Origin of the sequence: Fibrobacter sp. (assembly GCF_045131395.1) — a bacterium.
Taxonomy (GTDB): Bacteria; Fibrobacterota; Fibrobacteria; order Fibrobacterales; family Fibrobacteraceae; genus Fibrobacter.
In genome coordinates, this window is sequence record NZ_JBGUQY010000032.1 from 15,973 (window position 1) to 30,536 (window position 14,564).

Here is a 14,564-nt window from a genome sequence, read left to right on the forward strand (position 1 = left end):
ATTCTAAAGATAAGCGTTTCGAACCTCACACACAACCTTGCCTGTCCCGCTGCTTGCAAGCTCACACGTAAGGTGCGCATTGTCTCCGAACCGTGCGGAAGACTCCACACAAGGGAATTGCCTGTGTTCAAGATTTCTCGTAACATCCGAGCCGTTTAAAAACGCGCGCTCGTTTGCGCAGTCAAAAACAAGAACATCAAAACTGCTCAACGGATTCGGATATTGAAGCCAATAATTTTTTTGACCCGTATTATCTGAAAAAAGAAGTTTCACCCCGTCCGCGAACGCTCCTTGCACTCTGAATATCGGCCAGCTTCGCGCCGTCCCCTCGTTTTTAAGGATAGCGCGGTGTGTCCAAGAAAGAACACCGTACGAGAGCGGATATTTAAGACCCGTCGCATGTTCGCCGTACTCTAAGCCAGAGCCGCCGCGTTTTTCTGTCGCGTTCATCTCCGCAGACATAGGTGTCCACGCGAAACGGCGAGGATTGTTAGCCGTCAAAGTAATCTCAAATTCAGAGAACGCGCGATGTGCGGGGGATTCTGGAATATCGACTGTAATATACCCGTCCATGAACGTGTCGAAAGAGCCGTCGAGAATCCTTGTTTTATCGTCCGAATAAGGAGAGTCTTCAAACCTTGCCCGAACGATTTGCGAAACCCCCGACAGTGCGGGAATCCACGCATTATGCGCCCTGTTAAACGGTTCTCGCCTGTCCACGGCCACACAGTGGAAAACCGCGGTTTTCGACTCGTAGAAAACCTGTTCAGCCTGCACCGGGTGCTTGCCGTCACCCCACCTGTCCGAAGCCGCGACTTTCGCGGACGGCGTGGAATACCAGCCTTCCGCACCCTCCTCCCCAAGGTAAAGCGAATACGGCGTTTCGCGTTCCTCACCATAGTAGCCGTCAAAAACAGCGTAAGGCTTAGAATCGCAAACCCCGTTTCTAAGCCTGTACAAGCTCAACCGTGTAACATGTTTAACCAACTCTCAAACCTCCCGAAATACGCGCAGTGCGCATGGCTTGACGGTACAATACGCTTGCCGCGCTCGACAAATCATCCTCCGCTCGAACAACCTTAATATTGAAATTCTGGTTCACCATGCCGGCAGAAGCGTTCACACTGCTGTCCTTGCCTTTGCTCACGTTTGGCGTGTCCGCATAAGACGGTACGACAGCTTCTGCCGCGCCCGAAGGCAAGCCTGCGAAAACAAGGGGGGCAAACAGTGACGGCATGCTTTGCAGAACCGGCTCAACCTCCGCCGAGTAAGACACGGAAGCCTCGCCGCTCCCCCATCCCATTTTATCCGAAATCCAACCCCACATGCCCCCGAAAACGCCTTTAATCGCATTCCAAATCATGGACGCCGCATTCGTAATACCATCGGCAATGCCTTTGACAAGGCTCTTGCCTTTTTCTATCCAGTTAGAAATGTTGAAAAAGTTTACAAGCTTGTCAAAACAGCCTTTAATGCCGTTCCACAAACCCGACAATGAATCAGCAAGAGTACTAATAATATTGCCGCCAAAATTCCAAACCGCGGCAAGCATGTCAACAACGCCTCTGCCGAACGCGGCCAGCATTTCAAGAAACCATGAGCCTACAGCTCCCGCGAGTTGCCAAGCCAAGCCGCCAATCCACATTAGAACGTCGGCAACAAACCCCGGCAATTTAGAGATCAGACTCGCCAAACCCGAAACAAGAGAGGGCAACATTTGAATAAACCACTCACCCAAAGCCGCCACCATCCCCGGAGCGGATTGTACAAGCCACGCGATCGCCTGTCCCGCAAATTCGATAATTTTCGTGAGCAGGCTGAGCAATCCTGATACTGCTTTCGGTAGCATTTCGGCAAACCAGGACGCCAAACCCGCCGCCATTTTCGGAGCGTTCTCAACAAGCCAAGACAAAGCCATGCCGCCAAACTCTGCAAGCTTACCCAGAAGCTGAACCAGCAAGTCTCCTGCCATGCTCAAAAGCGGTTGCAGGTTCTCCCAAAGTTTCGGCAACAATTCCGTCAACGCTTCCCAAAGTTTAGGGAAAGCTTCAGTAAATATTTTTTTGAATGCTTCCCCGATTTTTGGTGCGGCTTCCGTGATTTTCTCCCAAAGCTGACCTAGAAACTCGCCCAATTTTCCGATAAATTCGCCGAAATCAAACCCGTCGCTCAAACTTTCAACCCAAGCAACAGCCGCGTCAGCAAACATTACGCTTAGATCGGCCAGAGCGGTTATAATTTCAGCCACCAAGTCCGGGAGAAGATTCAAAAGCACTGGCACGCATTGTATAAGCCCGTCAAACACGGCTTCAAAAATCCTGCCCGCAGAAGCAAACAGGGCTGGCAATATTTGCACAAGGCTCTCAATAATCGACGAAATCAAGGATGGGAGCATTCCTATAATTACAGGCAAAGCCTGCGTGAACCCTTCCACAAGCCCCTCAAAAAGAGACAATCCGGCAGTAACAAGCGCAGGCAAATTATCGATAATGCTCTGTGCAAGCGTTAGAATAAGCTTTACGCCTAGGGGAATCAGGGTTGGGAGCATTCCGCTCACGCCTTCCACAAGTGCGGTTAATCCCGTAGCCAGAACGGTGACAAGTTCCGGGAGCGTTGTTATAACAGCATTGAGAAGTGCTTCTATCAGCCCCGCGCCCGATGAAATGAATGCGGGCAATTGACTGTTTATAAACTCTACCGCACGCTCAAAAATGCCCGGAAGCTGGGCTGTGAGATTATCCAACATGCTTGACAGCATGCCGCCCGTCGTGCTTTCAAGCATTCCAAGCCCCGCGACAAGCCCTCCGACTGCACCTACAATGCTTAAACCTTTGAGAGCCGCACCGAAAATACCGACGGCTTGTGAGATACCGCCTACCGCTCCGGACACGCCAGAGCCGACGCTTTTGAGGTTTTCAAACGCTTTCTGAAGCAGACCTGTTTTTTCTTTCGCCTCCTCCGAAGCTTTCCCCGTATCTTTCACGGCTTTCATGTTCGAGTTTATTTGCGCGGCGGCTTTTTGAGCGGCGGCCGCGGACTCGTTCAACCCCGAAGCGGATTTTTTAGCGTTTTCAGGAATCTCAACCCCGAAAACGCTCGCGAATTTGCCTTTAATCGAATCAGCCGCCGCTCCCGCCTGTTCTCCGACTTTCTTGAGTTCCGCACTACCGAAATTATCCGAAAAATCGACTTCGAGGATTTCGGCGGGCTTGGCTTTCAGCATTTCAGCCACAAAGCCTTTAATCTTGCCGCCCGCCATGCCGAATGCGGCCGACACTGAATCCGCGTTTTTCGCAATCTTAGGCAAGACCCCGCCGCCCACAGCGGCAAGAGTCCCGAAACCGCCGGCAACACCGGCGAAACTCTTTCCGAGACTCGCAAGACTTACATCACCTGAATCGATAGCGGCCGTAAGCCTGTCAATACCCGAACACACCGCGTTCACAATGCGTTCTAAAGGCGTAAAAGTTCTCTGCCCGTTTTCTCCGACCTCGCTGATACCGTCAGAAGCCTCTAAAAATTTGGCTGTTATCTTATCGATAAGCGGAGTTATACTCCCAAAAATTTTAGTAAGACTGGTCAGCACGGGTGACGCGCCCAATTGTTGGCCGAAACGTCCGAGAGCGGCGCGCATATTAGCCAGCGCGCCTTTGAACGTTTCGCCCGACGCTTGAGCCGCGCCCCCCATGTAATCATGCATGGCTTCCGAAAAGGTTTTGAAATCGACTTGACCTTTCGAAACCATTTTCGAGACTTCTTCAGAAGACACGCCCAATTTCTTGGCGAGAATGTCAAGGATCGGAATATTGTGAGCGTTAAGCTGTAGCATTTCCTCGCCCTGAATTTTGCCTTTCGCCGCAATTTTAGCGAAGATCTGCCCCATGTCTTCCATCGAATCACCGGAGATCGTTGCGGTGTCCGCAATAGTGGTGAGGACTCCTTCGAGTTCCGCGCCGCTTTTGACTCCCGCCGACGATAAAAGCGAAGCAACACTCGCGGCCTCGTCCAAGCCGAACGCAGTACCTTTGACCGCCGCGTTCGCGTTTTTCATTATCTCTGTAATATCGGCGGTGTCGTGTTTCAAGCCTTTTAGGTTTGCCTGCGCCTGCTCAATTTTCAGCGCGCGACTGATACCGCCCTGAACGGCTACGCCCCCGACCGCAGAAGCTACGCCGGCAATAGCTTTTACGCCGATTGAGCCGACACGCCCGAACGCGCTCCCGATTTTTGAAAGAAGCGACGCGCCGCCCGACTGCGCGCCGGCGGCCGCGCCCTTAGAAACGCTCCCGGCAAGCTGAGACTCGATTTTCTTGCCGAACCCCTCCGTGGACGGTTCGACCTTATAATAAAGCGTTCCAATCGAACTCGCACCTGCGCCAGCCATCTTCTGCGCTCCTCACTCGCCGCCCGAACTTTCGGGCATTTCTTGTATATGAAAAAATTTTTTGAGCTTCTCTCGCTCCGCATTCTCTCTGCCTGTAGACTGGCTGAGAGCCATGCGCCGCAACAAGTCCGACCTCTTATCCGTGTACGGACGGTAGCCTTTCTTCTTAAGCTTGCCCGAAAGTTCCAGACCGTCCCAATACACGCGTTCCGCTCCCGACGGTACGTACGAGTAGCCGGCAAGGAATGCGAAACAATGAGAGTCTCGCTCTTTCAACAGTTCGCAGAGAAGACCCCAAACGAACAACCACGAGCAGTCCGAACGCTTGCCTTGCACATATTCGCATGTTTTCGGAAAACGGAAAACACGCCCGAAACGGCTTAAACAGTCAAAATCAAAAGCGTTGCGCGCTTCTCTGTCCTCCAAAAAATAACATAAAACTATGCTTTTGGGTCAGATTCGGACTGCTCCCACCATGCCGAAACAAGCGCGTTAATATATGCAACCGCTTTTTTCTCTCCACGGAGTTTCTCCCAAAAATCAGGGTAGAATCGTTTAAAATATGCGTACAATGCGCCCGCAAACTTGAACGACTCCGCGTCCGAAAGATTATTCAGATCCCCGCCGTTCGACTGAATTTGAAGAATAACCTCCATCACGTCCAACGGCAAGTCGCCGCCCGACAAGGACGGCAAGTCAAGCTTGCAACCCAAACATTCTAAATGAATGTCGTTTTCGAGGTTCTCATCGTTGACAGTTACCTGAGTGTAGTCTTTTTTAACGCTCATTTTATATCCTTTTTGATTCTAAATTATAGGAGCGGGCGGCGGCGTTCTCTGCAATTTGAAGGGGTAGAATCCTTCGAGGAAAGAAACCGGTAAGAACCCCCGAAACATTCCAAAACCGCAGAAAAACAAGCCGCCGCCCAAGAATAAGAAAATTTTAATCGACAGCCAATCCGAAAATATCGAACTGGTTTTTGCCCGCGCCCGCCGGAGTCAAAATCTTAAACGTGAAACTGAAAGTGAGCGTATCAGAATACGTGAAAGTCAAGTCTTCGCGTTCAGATACTTTCACACGCTCCGCACACAGAATGAACGGCTTGTCCGACTGGTCGAGACCTGCAAGCACAAGCTTGTATTCTTTGTTCGATGTAACGCCGTTCACATGCACAGAGTCCACGCCAGGAGTCTGGTCAAAATACACGTTGACTACTCTGCGCTTGCATTCAATCGCTCCAAGCTGGAGCGTCCAATAACCGCCGTCCACGGAACTGTAAACGATATCGCCGTTGTGCGCTTTAATCTCCGTTTCATCGCCCGTTTCCGGGTGGAGTACTGCGCCGTCTTCTTTCGAATAGCCGATCGGGAAATGACCTTCCGGAGGAGTCCAGTCCGTGCTTGTAGGCATTACAAATGCGGTGTCGTTAGAATCTGCCAAATACAGAGCATACTGTTTAATAAGCCGCACTTTGCCTGCATCGTTGTTCTTCTTGATGTAGTCCGTGTCTGCCGTCAGCTTCTGCGGTGCAGAATCTCCCTGCAAGAGCGGGGCTTTTTCGACGGTCTTGTCATTGTCTGCCACGTTACAACCCTTTCCAAAGTTCTAAACAAAAACAATTATACCATTTAACAGCATAATTTAGACAGTGTAAGAAAGCACATTGTAATGCATTATAAAGCTTGCGCAGAGCCGCTCCCCGTCCGCAGTGCGAAACACTCCCGACTCGAAAACCGCGTCCACAGAATCCGACAATTCCGAGTCCGACTGAGTCTTCTCACTCGTGAGTGTTGCGGCAATCTCGAATGCCAGTTTTTCTAGCGTAACAATGTCAGCCGTTTTGGACTCGCCGCAGTCGTAGACAGTGAAGACAAGCCGCTCGTTGCGTGTTATTTCTGTTACGGGAGAACCGCCCGCAGGCTCGCACACAACCTCGAACCCGTTTGTGCAGTGTGTTCTTACCGACGAATACGTTACCGGCAAAGAGTCAAATTCAGGCAAGTTTACACGCAGAAAATTCAAAACTTTTGGAGCGAAACGGCAAGCGTTAAACGGGGGGCGCAACGTCACAGGTGAACCCTCCACGCGACTGAGGCGGCGGCGGCCGCGCCTGCGGGACTATTCTGCCACGGCGAAATATAAACGCTTGCGCGAGAAGCGTTCGAACCGCTCTTATACACTCGCACGCTTGCACGTGCTCCTCTCGCTTCTTTAACAGCGTTAAAAACAATATTCTGCATTTCCTTACTTTGCAGAACCTGCTTTTTAACCTGCGGACGATTCAAAACAAATTTAGGATTAGCACGCATTCTTTATTCTCCATTACTCCCCGTAACCGTAATCGGAGCATTCAAACACTGCACCGATAGGCTGTTTGCGTTTATAATCTCGCCACGAACTCGCAGTCTTCACTCGCGCCCGTTTAACAATGCCGTCGCGCGCAAACTCGATAACATCGCCCCTCTGGATCGGGACAGACTGTGTAGACCGAACATACACAGTGCAACAATAAGCCGCTTTCTCGCCCTTGCCGTCAACTGTCGGCAAACTGTCAGAAGGCTTAATGAAAGCGGTGGTATCCATAAACCTTTTGAGCTTTCCGGCAACCGGGTTGCCGTCCTCATCGAACCTTTGTTCGGGTTTGTACACTGTTATCCACTCGCCTTCAATCAGCATAACGCCCCCCGCTTATGTCAATATGAAAAGCTCTCAACCCCTGTCCCAAAAGCTCTCGCTCTTCCTTAGTAATATACAGATTCTGTCCAGGATTCGCGTATGTGAAAGAGTTTGAGAAAGGGCCTGTAGTTTCAGTTTCCTGAGTTATTCCCTCACGGTCTGCTGAGGTCATGGCACGCCGAACCATCGCGCACACGACAGCACGGAGAACCTCTGCCGACACACGTTCGGGCGAATGCGGGTAGCGAGTCCGAATAATTTCGGACGCGTCAGACAGAAGAATTTCCGCGCGCTCGCGTTCCTCCTGAGTGAGCGAATGCCAACGCTTCTCCAAATCTTCCACCGTCGCAAAAGGTGAAGCCGCCGCCGCCGAATTTTCGGCGGCAAGCGGCAAACGATTCAACGCACTTTCGCTATTCGTATTAAACATTTCAGGCATTATCGGCATTACTTCGATGTTTTCGCGTTCTCAATGACGGCGAAACGGTCAACATCAACATACCAAGCATAGACAACTTCCATGCGCAATGCCAAATGATTTTTGCGTGCAAGGTCACCCAAACCGTCAGGGTCACCCGACCTGAGAACCGTCACCGGCAGGCTACGCTGAATACCCCAGTATGCGCCGTTCACAAAATCGCCGACAATCGCGTTCACGCCGGGTTTTACAGCCGCCTCGGGCGGATTCACTGTAGATGATACAGCCGTGTTAATGCCGTTAAAACTGGTAGCGTTCACGCCTAAACCGAGTTCAGGATAAAGCCTGCGCCCCTGCTTATCCTTCTCATTAGCAAGACTGTTGGCAAACTGTTTGGAGAACGCCAAACCGTTCACATCGTAGCCTTCATCGTTCTTAGTAAGAACAAGCTGAGCCGCTTTCTCAATATCTTCCGAAGGAGAAGCGGTAGCGGTCACACGATTTGTTGTCGCATTCAGATAGTTAGTCCAGTCTGTTTCCGTACCTGTGAGAGGGTTCAGCCTGTAGAACAAACCCAAGTCGAGCGCACGGGCAAGCGCATTAGCGCCAGCGTCAACGAGTGTGCCGAGAATTTGAAGCTGATAATCCTCGTCTGCCCAGTCCACCTCATCTGTCACACGAACGGTGACCTGCGATTTGCGGGGTACGGCCTTGAAATTCTTGAATTCTGCGCCGGACGCGGACTTGTTATCCCCCTCGCCTACAAATTCGGCACGCGGAGCTTGAGTGAAACTGATGAGGTGCTGGTTGCCGAACTTCATCGGCTTTTTCGCGCTCAAACGGGCAACAGCCGAATCCGACGTTACCTGTTTGAGAATCTCGCCTACAAGATGATCCGGCAGGTCGAATCTGTCAGTCTTTATTGCTTCTGCCATTTTTTTTTTATCCTTTCCAATCAAAAATCAGGCAAAATATGAAAAATTAAAAATCAGTGTCTCGAGTTTTTCAGCACGTTTAGCAGAAAACGCTGTGACTTGCGTTCTTCATTTTCAGCCGGCGCAGGCTCGTTTCCGAGACTTAGCGTGTCCGTGCGGCTAAAATCCTGATGAGTCTTCCAATCCTTCAAACGCTTTGCAGATTCTTCGAACTGTTCAGCGTTCGAGCCTTGCAGAAATTCGGACGGTACGCCGAATTTTTCGGCCGCCGCAAACCTTGCACGGTCAATTTCAGCACTGTTCTGGATACTTGAAATTTTGACTCTCGCTTCGTCCAACTGTTTCTGCAAGTCTTCAAGTTTCGCACTGCTTTCGCGCGCTTGTGCTTCCCATTTTTTGGATTCTTCACGTACTATTTCAAGCGTATTTTTATTGGCTTGTTCTTCATTCTGAACAGCCTTGTCAGCCGCTTTTTCGGCTTCAGGCTGATCTTTCACAGTTTCGACAGGTTCGGCGTTCTTTTCTGTTTCAGACACCGCAGATTCTGCGTCCGACATCTTCGTAATCCTTTCACGACCAATCCTCGTAAAGCATGCCGTATACCCTTTCAATAAGGGAGGAGCAGAAGAAAAACAAAACAAAAAACAAGCCTTTCTGTTTTGTTTCTCCTCTGCTCAATTCTGTTAAGTAACAGCAACGCTTAGGAAAAAAACCGCCAACCCGGAAATGGCAAATATCGGATTGAGCACACTTATATTATACCATATGACTACTAGTCATACAGTATTATCTTTTATTTTTTCTTCAAACTTTTCTGCGGCATTCCTGCACCTGCGAGTGCTCACTTCCACGCACTTGTCCGACAAGTCCGAACCCATAAAACGAAAACCCAATTCCAAAGCCGCTACACCGGTTGAACCCGACCCGCAGAACGGGTCGACAACAAGCCCATTTTCAGGGGTAAAAGTAAGAAGCTTTTTTATAAGCTCCACAGGTTTTTGCATTTGGTGCACACGCTCCTTGCCTGATGGTGCGCTTTCGACATGGTAATCTTTAGGATACTTGTCGGATGGAATTTTAAAATCGCCTTTATAAAATTCTAACGCATACTCGCAAGTCTTTGCGAACCGCATTTTTGCCGGCCGCGAATTCGTTTTGCACCACGTAATAAATCCTCCATATTTAAAGCATGACTCCACTCCAGCCGGTTGCGTAAGAAAAATATTGTTCTTATCACAAAATACGAACATTCTGCTACCCGGTTTGAGAATCCTGAAACATTCACCCATCCACCTGCGCATAAACATATAATTCGTATGCGCGTCTTTATTGTCACCGACAATGCCATCACCGCACTCATAGTGCCCGGTTGCAGAATACTGCGAATGAGTACAATACGGCGGGTCGGCCACGACAGCTTCGACTGATTCAGATTCGAATGATTGTAAAAAGCTTATTGCATCATTTTTTTCTACTCTGAACCTACTAGCGTTTTCTATCATGATTGACCTTTCATCAACTGTTGTGTATAATGATTTATACCTCTTTACTCCTGCCAACGGCAGAGAGCATGCTCTTGTTTCTGCGCGCGTTCGGGCGCAAACCCGGAAACAAGAGCATTTTTTTTTTCAGCTTTTAAACTTCGCCGGGTTCTGCCGGCGCATTTCCGCGCAAACATCGCGAATATTAATATTCGTTGCCCCGTTTTCTCGCAGTTTTCCTTCCGCCTGATAGTAGAATTCCTCCCAATATTCGGGACGTTTGCCCTTGCCCCACACGTTCACCGAAGCATGCCATGCAGGCACGGCGAGACACGAACAATTATCGTGCATTCTCGCGCGCCCGTATTCTTTATCTTTCCTGTTGGCCATCAGACCACGTGAAGCCATGACCGCACAAAACGCGCACGGCGACGACGACGGCACAAACGCATACAGAGCTTTCTTCTTGTCCCGTTTCGCGTTTTCTGCGATTGTCTCTCTTTCAGCGTTCGCAATCCACCCTGAAATCGCGTTTTTAAGAGCATTAAACACGAGCCGCCGTGCTTCCTCTGATTCAGCGTAACGCGTAAGCAGATTCTCCGCCGCTTCCTGCACTCTTCCGAAATCCGCGGACACGGGTTCAGCCATAAAACCGTCGGCTTCAACTTCTAAGGCTCTCAACTCGTCGTAAAATTCAGCCGCCGCCAAGCCTACGGCTTCACTTTCACGGGCAACGATTGACGAGGCAACATCTTTTAATAACCCTGTTGCCGTGTCCTCGTCTAACAATGCCGCCCCGTCCCACGCTTGCAGAAAATCGTCGACACCGCGTTTTTCGCAAGCCGCGACCGCACGACGCATATTATTTATAAGCCATTGTCTGCGCTGAGCCGCTGAAGCCATCACTCCTCGCTCTCGCTTAGCGTGCTTTCAGCTGTTGTATTTTCTGCAACAGCTGTATTTTCTGCAACTGTTGCATTTTCTGCAACAGTTGAAATGTTGCCCCCAGAATTTGCCGCACGCTCCAAAAACGAGAGCGCATTATCTTTTCGAACCTCTCGCAGAATCGCGAGCGCGTCCTCGTCTGAGAACCCGAGACTGCGCCACGCTTGAACGGTAGACACGTAAGATGGCACGTTTGCCGCGATTTTAGCGAACATGTCGCCGCGCGCTCCCGCGCTCTGCTCTTGCGTAGGCTTAAACAGTACGCGCAGTTTTGCCGCGTCCTCCGCTGTTTGCGGATTATTGTTTACGTTTATGTCAAGTTTTGACGCGCAGACGAGAGCCTGTTTGACGGCTTTAGAATATAAACTGTTTTGCCTGTCTGCTTCACGGGTGAGCTTGCGTTCTGCTTCCGCTAACGCTTCTGCGGACTGCGGGACAGCCATGTTTACGCCCAAATCTGAGGCGGGCAAGTTTGTTTCAGAAGCCGCCAACAGAGCGAGAGTCCGCAACATTTCCGCGTGCGGACTCATGCTAGCCTGCTGAACCTGATATGGGCTTGCCGTGTTCCCGTCCTCGTCGCGAGATATTGCGTTAATCTGTGATATGAGACTCGTCCACCCGTCGCCCGACATTGCTTCGGGGTCAAGACCCAGAAACCAGAGTTTCGGCACAGAATAGAATTCTGCGCTGGCTTCCATTCTCACGAGCGTGCGCACAGCCATATCCGTGTAGCTTCTCAATGCTTTTGTGATTCTTGACCGTCCGAAAGGACGATCCAACTGAGGGTCATAGACAATCGGCACAGCCGTCACAATGCCCGGCAGAGTGTTTACTCGTTTTACAGTCCAATCCCCGTTAATGTTTGCGAATTGGAGAATCGCCCCGGGCACAAAAACGCAGAAAGAGGTTACACGCCCTTCGGAATCGTACCCGGTTATGGTGAATGCGCTTTTGATTGTTTGTGATTCGAAATCCCAAACAGCAGAACTTGACAAAGCCGAGCGCGCTTGGACTTTAGCCGCACCGGACAAGCCGCGGTAAACAGTAAGGAGACTGAAACCGTGTTTGTATGCTGATGTTACTGCTTGAGAAATCACGAACTCTAAATCGTTCACAGCCGAGAGAGCATAAACAGGCGAATCCTCCGGAATTCCGTCTAACCCGTCGTAGACAGTGAAATCGGCTAGGCTTTTGACCGCTTTCGCACACCAGCCGACCCGTGCGCGGCAACGCCGCGCAAAATCAGACGGGAGCGACACGTTAAGGTTCTTTATTTCTTGTTCGCAGTTGAAATAGGCGGTTTTAACCCGGTTTTTCTCGTACTTGTCGCGCCAAAGCGAGACAAGCCTGTTCACTGTATCGGCTTCGGCTTCCGACACTGCGCCCGGCACAGGCACGCATTTGAAACCGTTTAACGCCGCGTTCTTCTCAACATTCGCAAACTCTGCGGAAAAAACAGCCATTTCTAAAACCTTCCAACAAACCCAATTCTACAAACATTCTAATGCATTACCCGCATTTTGCGCCCGGGACGGCGTTTGGACGTGCAAACCCCGTCAAGAGCCAAAGTGACGGCTATCAGCGGGCATATGTTAACATCCGCATTCTTACGCGACCACGTGAAAAGCCCCGATTGTCCCAGAGTTCGGCGAGCGCACCCGTTCACCGCGTTTTCCAACGCTTGCGCATGATATGCGGGACGGTGAGTGAGTTTGCCAGCGTTCAGCATGTCCACGAGCCGCCCGCAAGCGTCCGCAGTTTTGCGCGTGCGGCTTACCGTCACTTTCACATGCCGCGCTTCAAGTTCAGGGAGTAAAACCATGGCGGGACTGTACGAGTCTATCGTGCAAGCCGTAAGCCGTGGCCAGTGGTCTGCCACCCAGTCCGCCGCCCACGCAATCCCGTTAGCGTGAGCGTCCTCAAATTTGGCAAGCTCCACGTGAGCAGTACCGTCCGAATTGAGAAATGCCGTGCCAATCGCCAGAGACTGCCGGTCGGGCGACATGTCCAAACCGCACGCCGCAGACAATCCCGCGACCTGCGGGTCTTCAACCGCGGATTCTCGCCAAAGTTTGAGCGGCAACCCCTCCGACTCTGCCATCTCATCCCAAATACCTAAGCATTCGCGTCTGAACGAATCCTCTCCCAACTGTTTTTTAAGTCTCAAAATAGCGGCTTCTGAGGTTCGGTGGGGATAGCTTGGGTTCGCTTTCTGCCACTGGTTTCGGTCGTCCGGTTTCGCGTCACGGTCTGCTCCGAACTCAACCCAAACCGAGTCCGACGATTCTCCGTTTAAAGCGTTTTCTCTCATCAGCTTGAAAACCTCACCCGGGTCGGACGGTCGCGGCGGCGTACCCATGTACACGGTCAAAGCATTCTGCGCCGTGCTTGTAGCCGGGAGCATATCGTCTAACGCTTTCTCTGTCAGGATTTGAGCTTCATCAAAAATTTCAATGTCAATATTTTGGAATCCGCGCCCGAACCCCTGTTCGCGCGCTCCAAACAGGATACGCGAACCGTTCGTAAAACTGATTTCTTCTTTCCCGTTTCCACGTCTGATTGTTTGTACGAACGGTTCTATTTTGCTGTTGTTTGCAAGGCTGATCATGCTTCGGAATGTTTCGCCGCTCGTTCGCGTCCTGTGAGCCGTCCACAGAACGGTGGTGTTCTTATCGATAATGCACAGGCATGTTATCAGTCCTCCGATAAGAAACGTTTTACCGGTCTGGCGACAAATGCTCAAACCAACGCCGCCAACGCCTGCGGCGTATTTGCCTGAGGAGTCTTTACCGAGAATGAGCGAGCCTATATCGTTTTGCCAGTCGTCAAAGCGTATGCCGAATTGTTCCGCAACCTTTGCCACGTAAGGCATTCTCGAGGTCGTGATTGTTTGAGGGTATATGCAGTGTTTGGCGATTTTTGAAAGTTCAGCCATATTTTATACGCCTTGGAATACTTCATCTTCTGCCGGCGTTACAACATTTTCGCCGCTCAAACGTTCCAAAACATTCTCGCTTTTGGCTTCGGCTTCGTTGATTGCGGTTATTTCGCTGTTGACTTCGATAAGCTGTTTGCACAGTCCGGCAAGACAGGCGGGCGAAGTGTCCGCGTCGGACATTGCGGTTTTCAGCACTTCCCGGCAAAAACGGAGCATGTCCAGTTGCGTATCATCCGTCATTCTTTCGAACGCCTGTTCGGATAATTCCTCTGTCACGCGCTTTTCGGCTTTCTGCATGGCTTTCCTATGCCGCTTCTTATTAAAAAGTATATCCCGCTTGGCTTTTTCGGAGCATTCGGAGCAACAGTACACTGCGCCTTTTCTTCTGTTTGGAGGAATGGGCAATGAGCATATCTTGCACGTCCGTTTTTCAGTTTCTTCTGCCATCGTTATTTTCCCTTCTAAGTGGTGAATCTTACCTATAATTATACCTTTTTTGGGGGCTTGTTCCCTATTTTTTGCCGATTCCCGAGAAAAAGTGGGGAGATTGCCCTTTTTTGCCGATTCCTGAAAACCCCCGGGGAGATTTCAGCCCTTGGCACGTTTTGGGTGGAAAGTAGATTGAAGACCCCGACTCCCCCCTATGGCTTGAATACCGGGGGGTATATCCTTATATCAAAATATAAAAAATAAAAAAAAAAAAAAAGAAGAAAGAAAATAAAATAAAAAAAAAAAAAAAAATAAAATAAGAAGCGCGACCGAAGCCGCGCTTCAAATCAATCAGAGT

At 50.4% G+C, this 14,564-nt stretch carries 14 protein-coding genes; all 14 read right to left on the bottom strand.

Translation table 11 applies throughout. From position 1 onward, the window contains the following. Window positions 1–3: 3 nt before the first annotated feature. Window positions 4–987 (bottom strand): hypothetical protein, encoded by a 984-nt coding sequence (locus ACJMNB_RS09080; protein ID WP_405341661.1) that lies wholly within the window; start codon window positions 985–987, stop codon window positions 4–6. Continuing rightward, the gene (locus ACJMNB_RS09085) at window positions 980–4,384 is read right to left on the bottom strand and encodes a tape measure protein (protein WP_405341663.1); all 3,405 of its coding nucleotides are present in this window, start codon (window positions 4,382–4,384) and stop codon (window positions 980–982) included. Before ACJMNB_RS09085 ends, ACJMNB_RS09080 begins: the two co-directional genes overlap by 8 nt. Window positions 4,385–4,396: 12 nt before the next feature. After that, a complete protein-coding gene (locus tag ACJMNB_RS09090; protein ID WP_405341665.1) occupies window positions 4,397–4,720 on the bottom strand; it encodes a hypothetical protein in 324 nt (107 codons plus the stop codon). A 104-nt stretch (window positions 4,721–4,824) separates the two neighbouring features. Continuing rightward, the gene (locus tag ACJMNB_RS09095) at window positions 4,825–5,172 is read right to left on the bottom strand and encodes a hypothetical protein (protein ID WP_405341667.1); all 348 of its coding nucleotides are present in this window, start codon (window positions 5,170–5,172) and stop codon (window positions 4,825–4,827) included. Between the two features lie 154 nt (window positions 5,173–5,326). Further along, the gene (locus ACJMNB_RS09100) at window positions 5,327–5,968 is read right to left on the bottom strand and encodes a hypothetical protein (protein ID WP_405341669.1); all 642 of its coding nucleotides are present in this window, start codon (window positions 5,966–5,968) and stop codon (window positions 5,327–5,329) included. A gap of 738 nt (window positions 5,969–6,706) precedes the next feature. Further along, the gene (locus ACJMNB_RS09105; RefSeq protein ID WP_405341671.1) at window positions 6,707–7,060 is read right to left on the bottom strand and encodes a hypothetical protein; all 354 of its coding nucleotides are present in this window, start codon (window positions 7,058–7,060) and stop codon (window positions 6,707–6,709) included. Then, window positions 7,050–7,499: a Gp19/Gp15/Gp42 family protein gene (locus tag ACJMNB_RS09110; RefSeq protein WP_405341673.1), complete on the bottom strand. Its 450-nt coding sequence runs from the start codon at window positions 7,497–7,499 to the stop codon at window positions 7,050–7,052. Before ACJMNB_RS09110 ends, ACJMNB_RS09105 begins: the two co-directional genes overlap by 11 nt. Window positions 7,500–7,507: 8 nt before the next feature. Beyond that, entirely contained in the window at window positions 7,508–8,437 is a 930-nt protein-coding gene (locus ACJMNB_RS09115) for a phage major capsid protein (RefSeq protein WP_405341674.1), read from the bottom strand. Window positions 8,438–8,466: 29 nt separating this feature from the next. Next, window positions 8,467–8,970, bottom strand: coding sequence for a hypothetical protein (locus ACJMNB_RS09120; RefSeq protein WP_405341676.1), 504 nt, complete (start codon window positions 8,968–8,970; stop codon window positions 8,467–8,469). A 219-nt stretch (window positions 8,971–9,189) separates the two neighbouring features. After that, window positions 9,190–9,915 carry a DNA-methyltransferase gene (locus tag ACJMNB_RS09125; RefSeq protein WP_405341678.1) on the bottom strand — a complete coding sequence of 242 codons (726 nt, stop codon included), beginning with the start codon at window positions 9,913–9,915 and terminating at the stop codon, window positions 9,190–9,192. A gap of 126 nt (window positions 9,916–10,041) precedes the next feature. Further along, window positions 10,042–10,797 (bottom strand): hypothetical protein, encoded by a 756-nt coding sequence (locus ACJMNB_RS09130; RefSeq protein ID WP_405341680.1) that lies wholly within the window; start codon window positions 10,795–10,797, stop codon window positions 10,042–10,044. Beyond that, complete coding sequence (locus tag ACJMNB_RS09135; RefSeq protein WP_405341682.1) at window positions 10,797–12,302, bottom strand: phage portal protein; 1,506 nt, start codon at window positions 12,300–12,302, stop codon at window positions 10,797–10,799. The genes ACJMNB_RS09130 and ACJMNB_RS09135 overlap by 1 nt, the downstream gene beginning before the upstream one ends. A 38-nt stretch (window positions 12,303–12,340) precedes the next feature. Next, the gene (locus ACJMNB_RS09140) at window positions 12,341–13,774 is read right to left on the bottom strand and encodes a terminase large subunit domain-containing protein (RefSeq protein WP_405341684.1); all 1,434 of its coding nucleotides are present in this window, start codon (window positions 13,772–13,774) and stop codon (window positions 12,341–12,343) included. A 3-nt stretch (window positions 13,775–13,777) separates the two neighbouring features. After that, entirely contained in the window at window positions 13,778–14,224 is a 447-nt protein-coding gene (locus ACJMNB_RS09145) for a hypothetical protein (protein ID WP_405341686.1), read from the bottom strand. Window positions 14,225–14,564: the final 340 nt, after the last annotated feature.

Bases quoted from the DNA above. Each gene is read 5' to 3' on its own strand.
- ACJMNB_RS09085 (WP_405341663.1), bottom strand. From the start codon at position 4,384: ATGGCTGGCGCAGGTGCGAGTTCGATTGGAACGCTTTATTATAAGGTC.
- ACJMNB_RS09095 (WP_405341667.1), bottom strand. From the start codon at position 5,172: ATGAGCGTTAAAAAAGACTACACTCAGGTAACTGTCAACGATGAGAAC.
- ACJMNB_RS09105 (WP_405341671.1), bottom strand. From the start codon at position 7,060: ATGCTGATTGAAGGCGAGTGGATAACAGTGTACAAACCCGAACAAAGG.
- ACJMNB_RS09110 (WP_405341673.1), bottom strand. From the start codon at position 7,499: ATGCCTGAAATGTTTAATACGAATAGCGAAAGTGCGTTGAATCGTTTG.
- ACJMNB_RS09120 (WP_405341676.1), bottom strand. From the start codon at position 8,970: ATGTCGGACGCAGAATCTGCGGTGTCTGAAACAGAAAAGAACGCCGAA.
- ACJMNB_RS09125 (WP_405341678.1), bottom strand. From the start codon at position 9,915: ATGATAGAAAACGCTAGTAGGTTCAGAGTAGAAAAAAATGATGCAATA.
- ACJMNB_RS09130 (WP_405341680.1), bottom strand. From the start codon at position 10,797: ATGGCTTCAGCGGCTCAGCGCAGACAATGGCTTATAAATAATATGCGT.
- ACJMNB_RS09135 (WP_405341682.1), bottom strand. From the start codon at position 12,302: ATGGCTGTTTTTTCCGCAGAGTTTGCGAATGTTGAGAAGAACGCGGCG.
- ACJMNB_RS09140 (WP_405341684.1), bottom strand. From the start codon at position 13,774: ATGGCTGAACTTTCAAAAATCGCCAAACACTGCATATACCCTCAAACA.
- ACJMNB_RS09145 (WP_405341686.1), bottom strand. From the start codon at position 14,224: ATGGCAGAAGAAACTGAAAAACGGACGTGCAAGATATGCTCATTGCCC.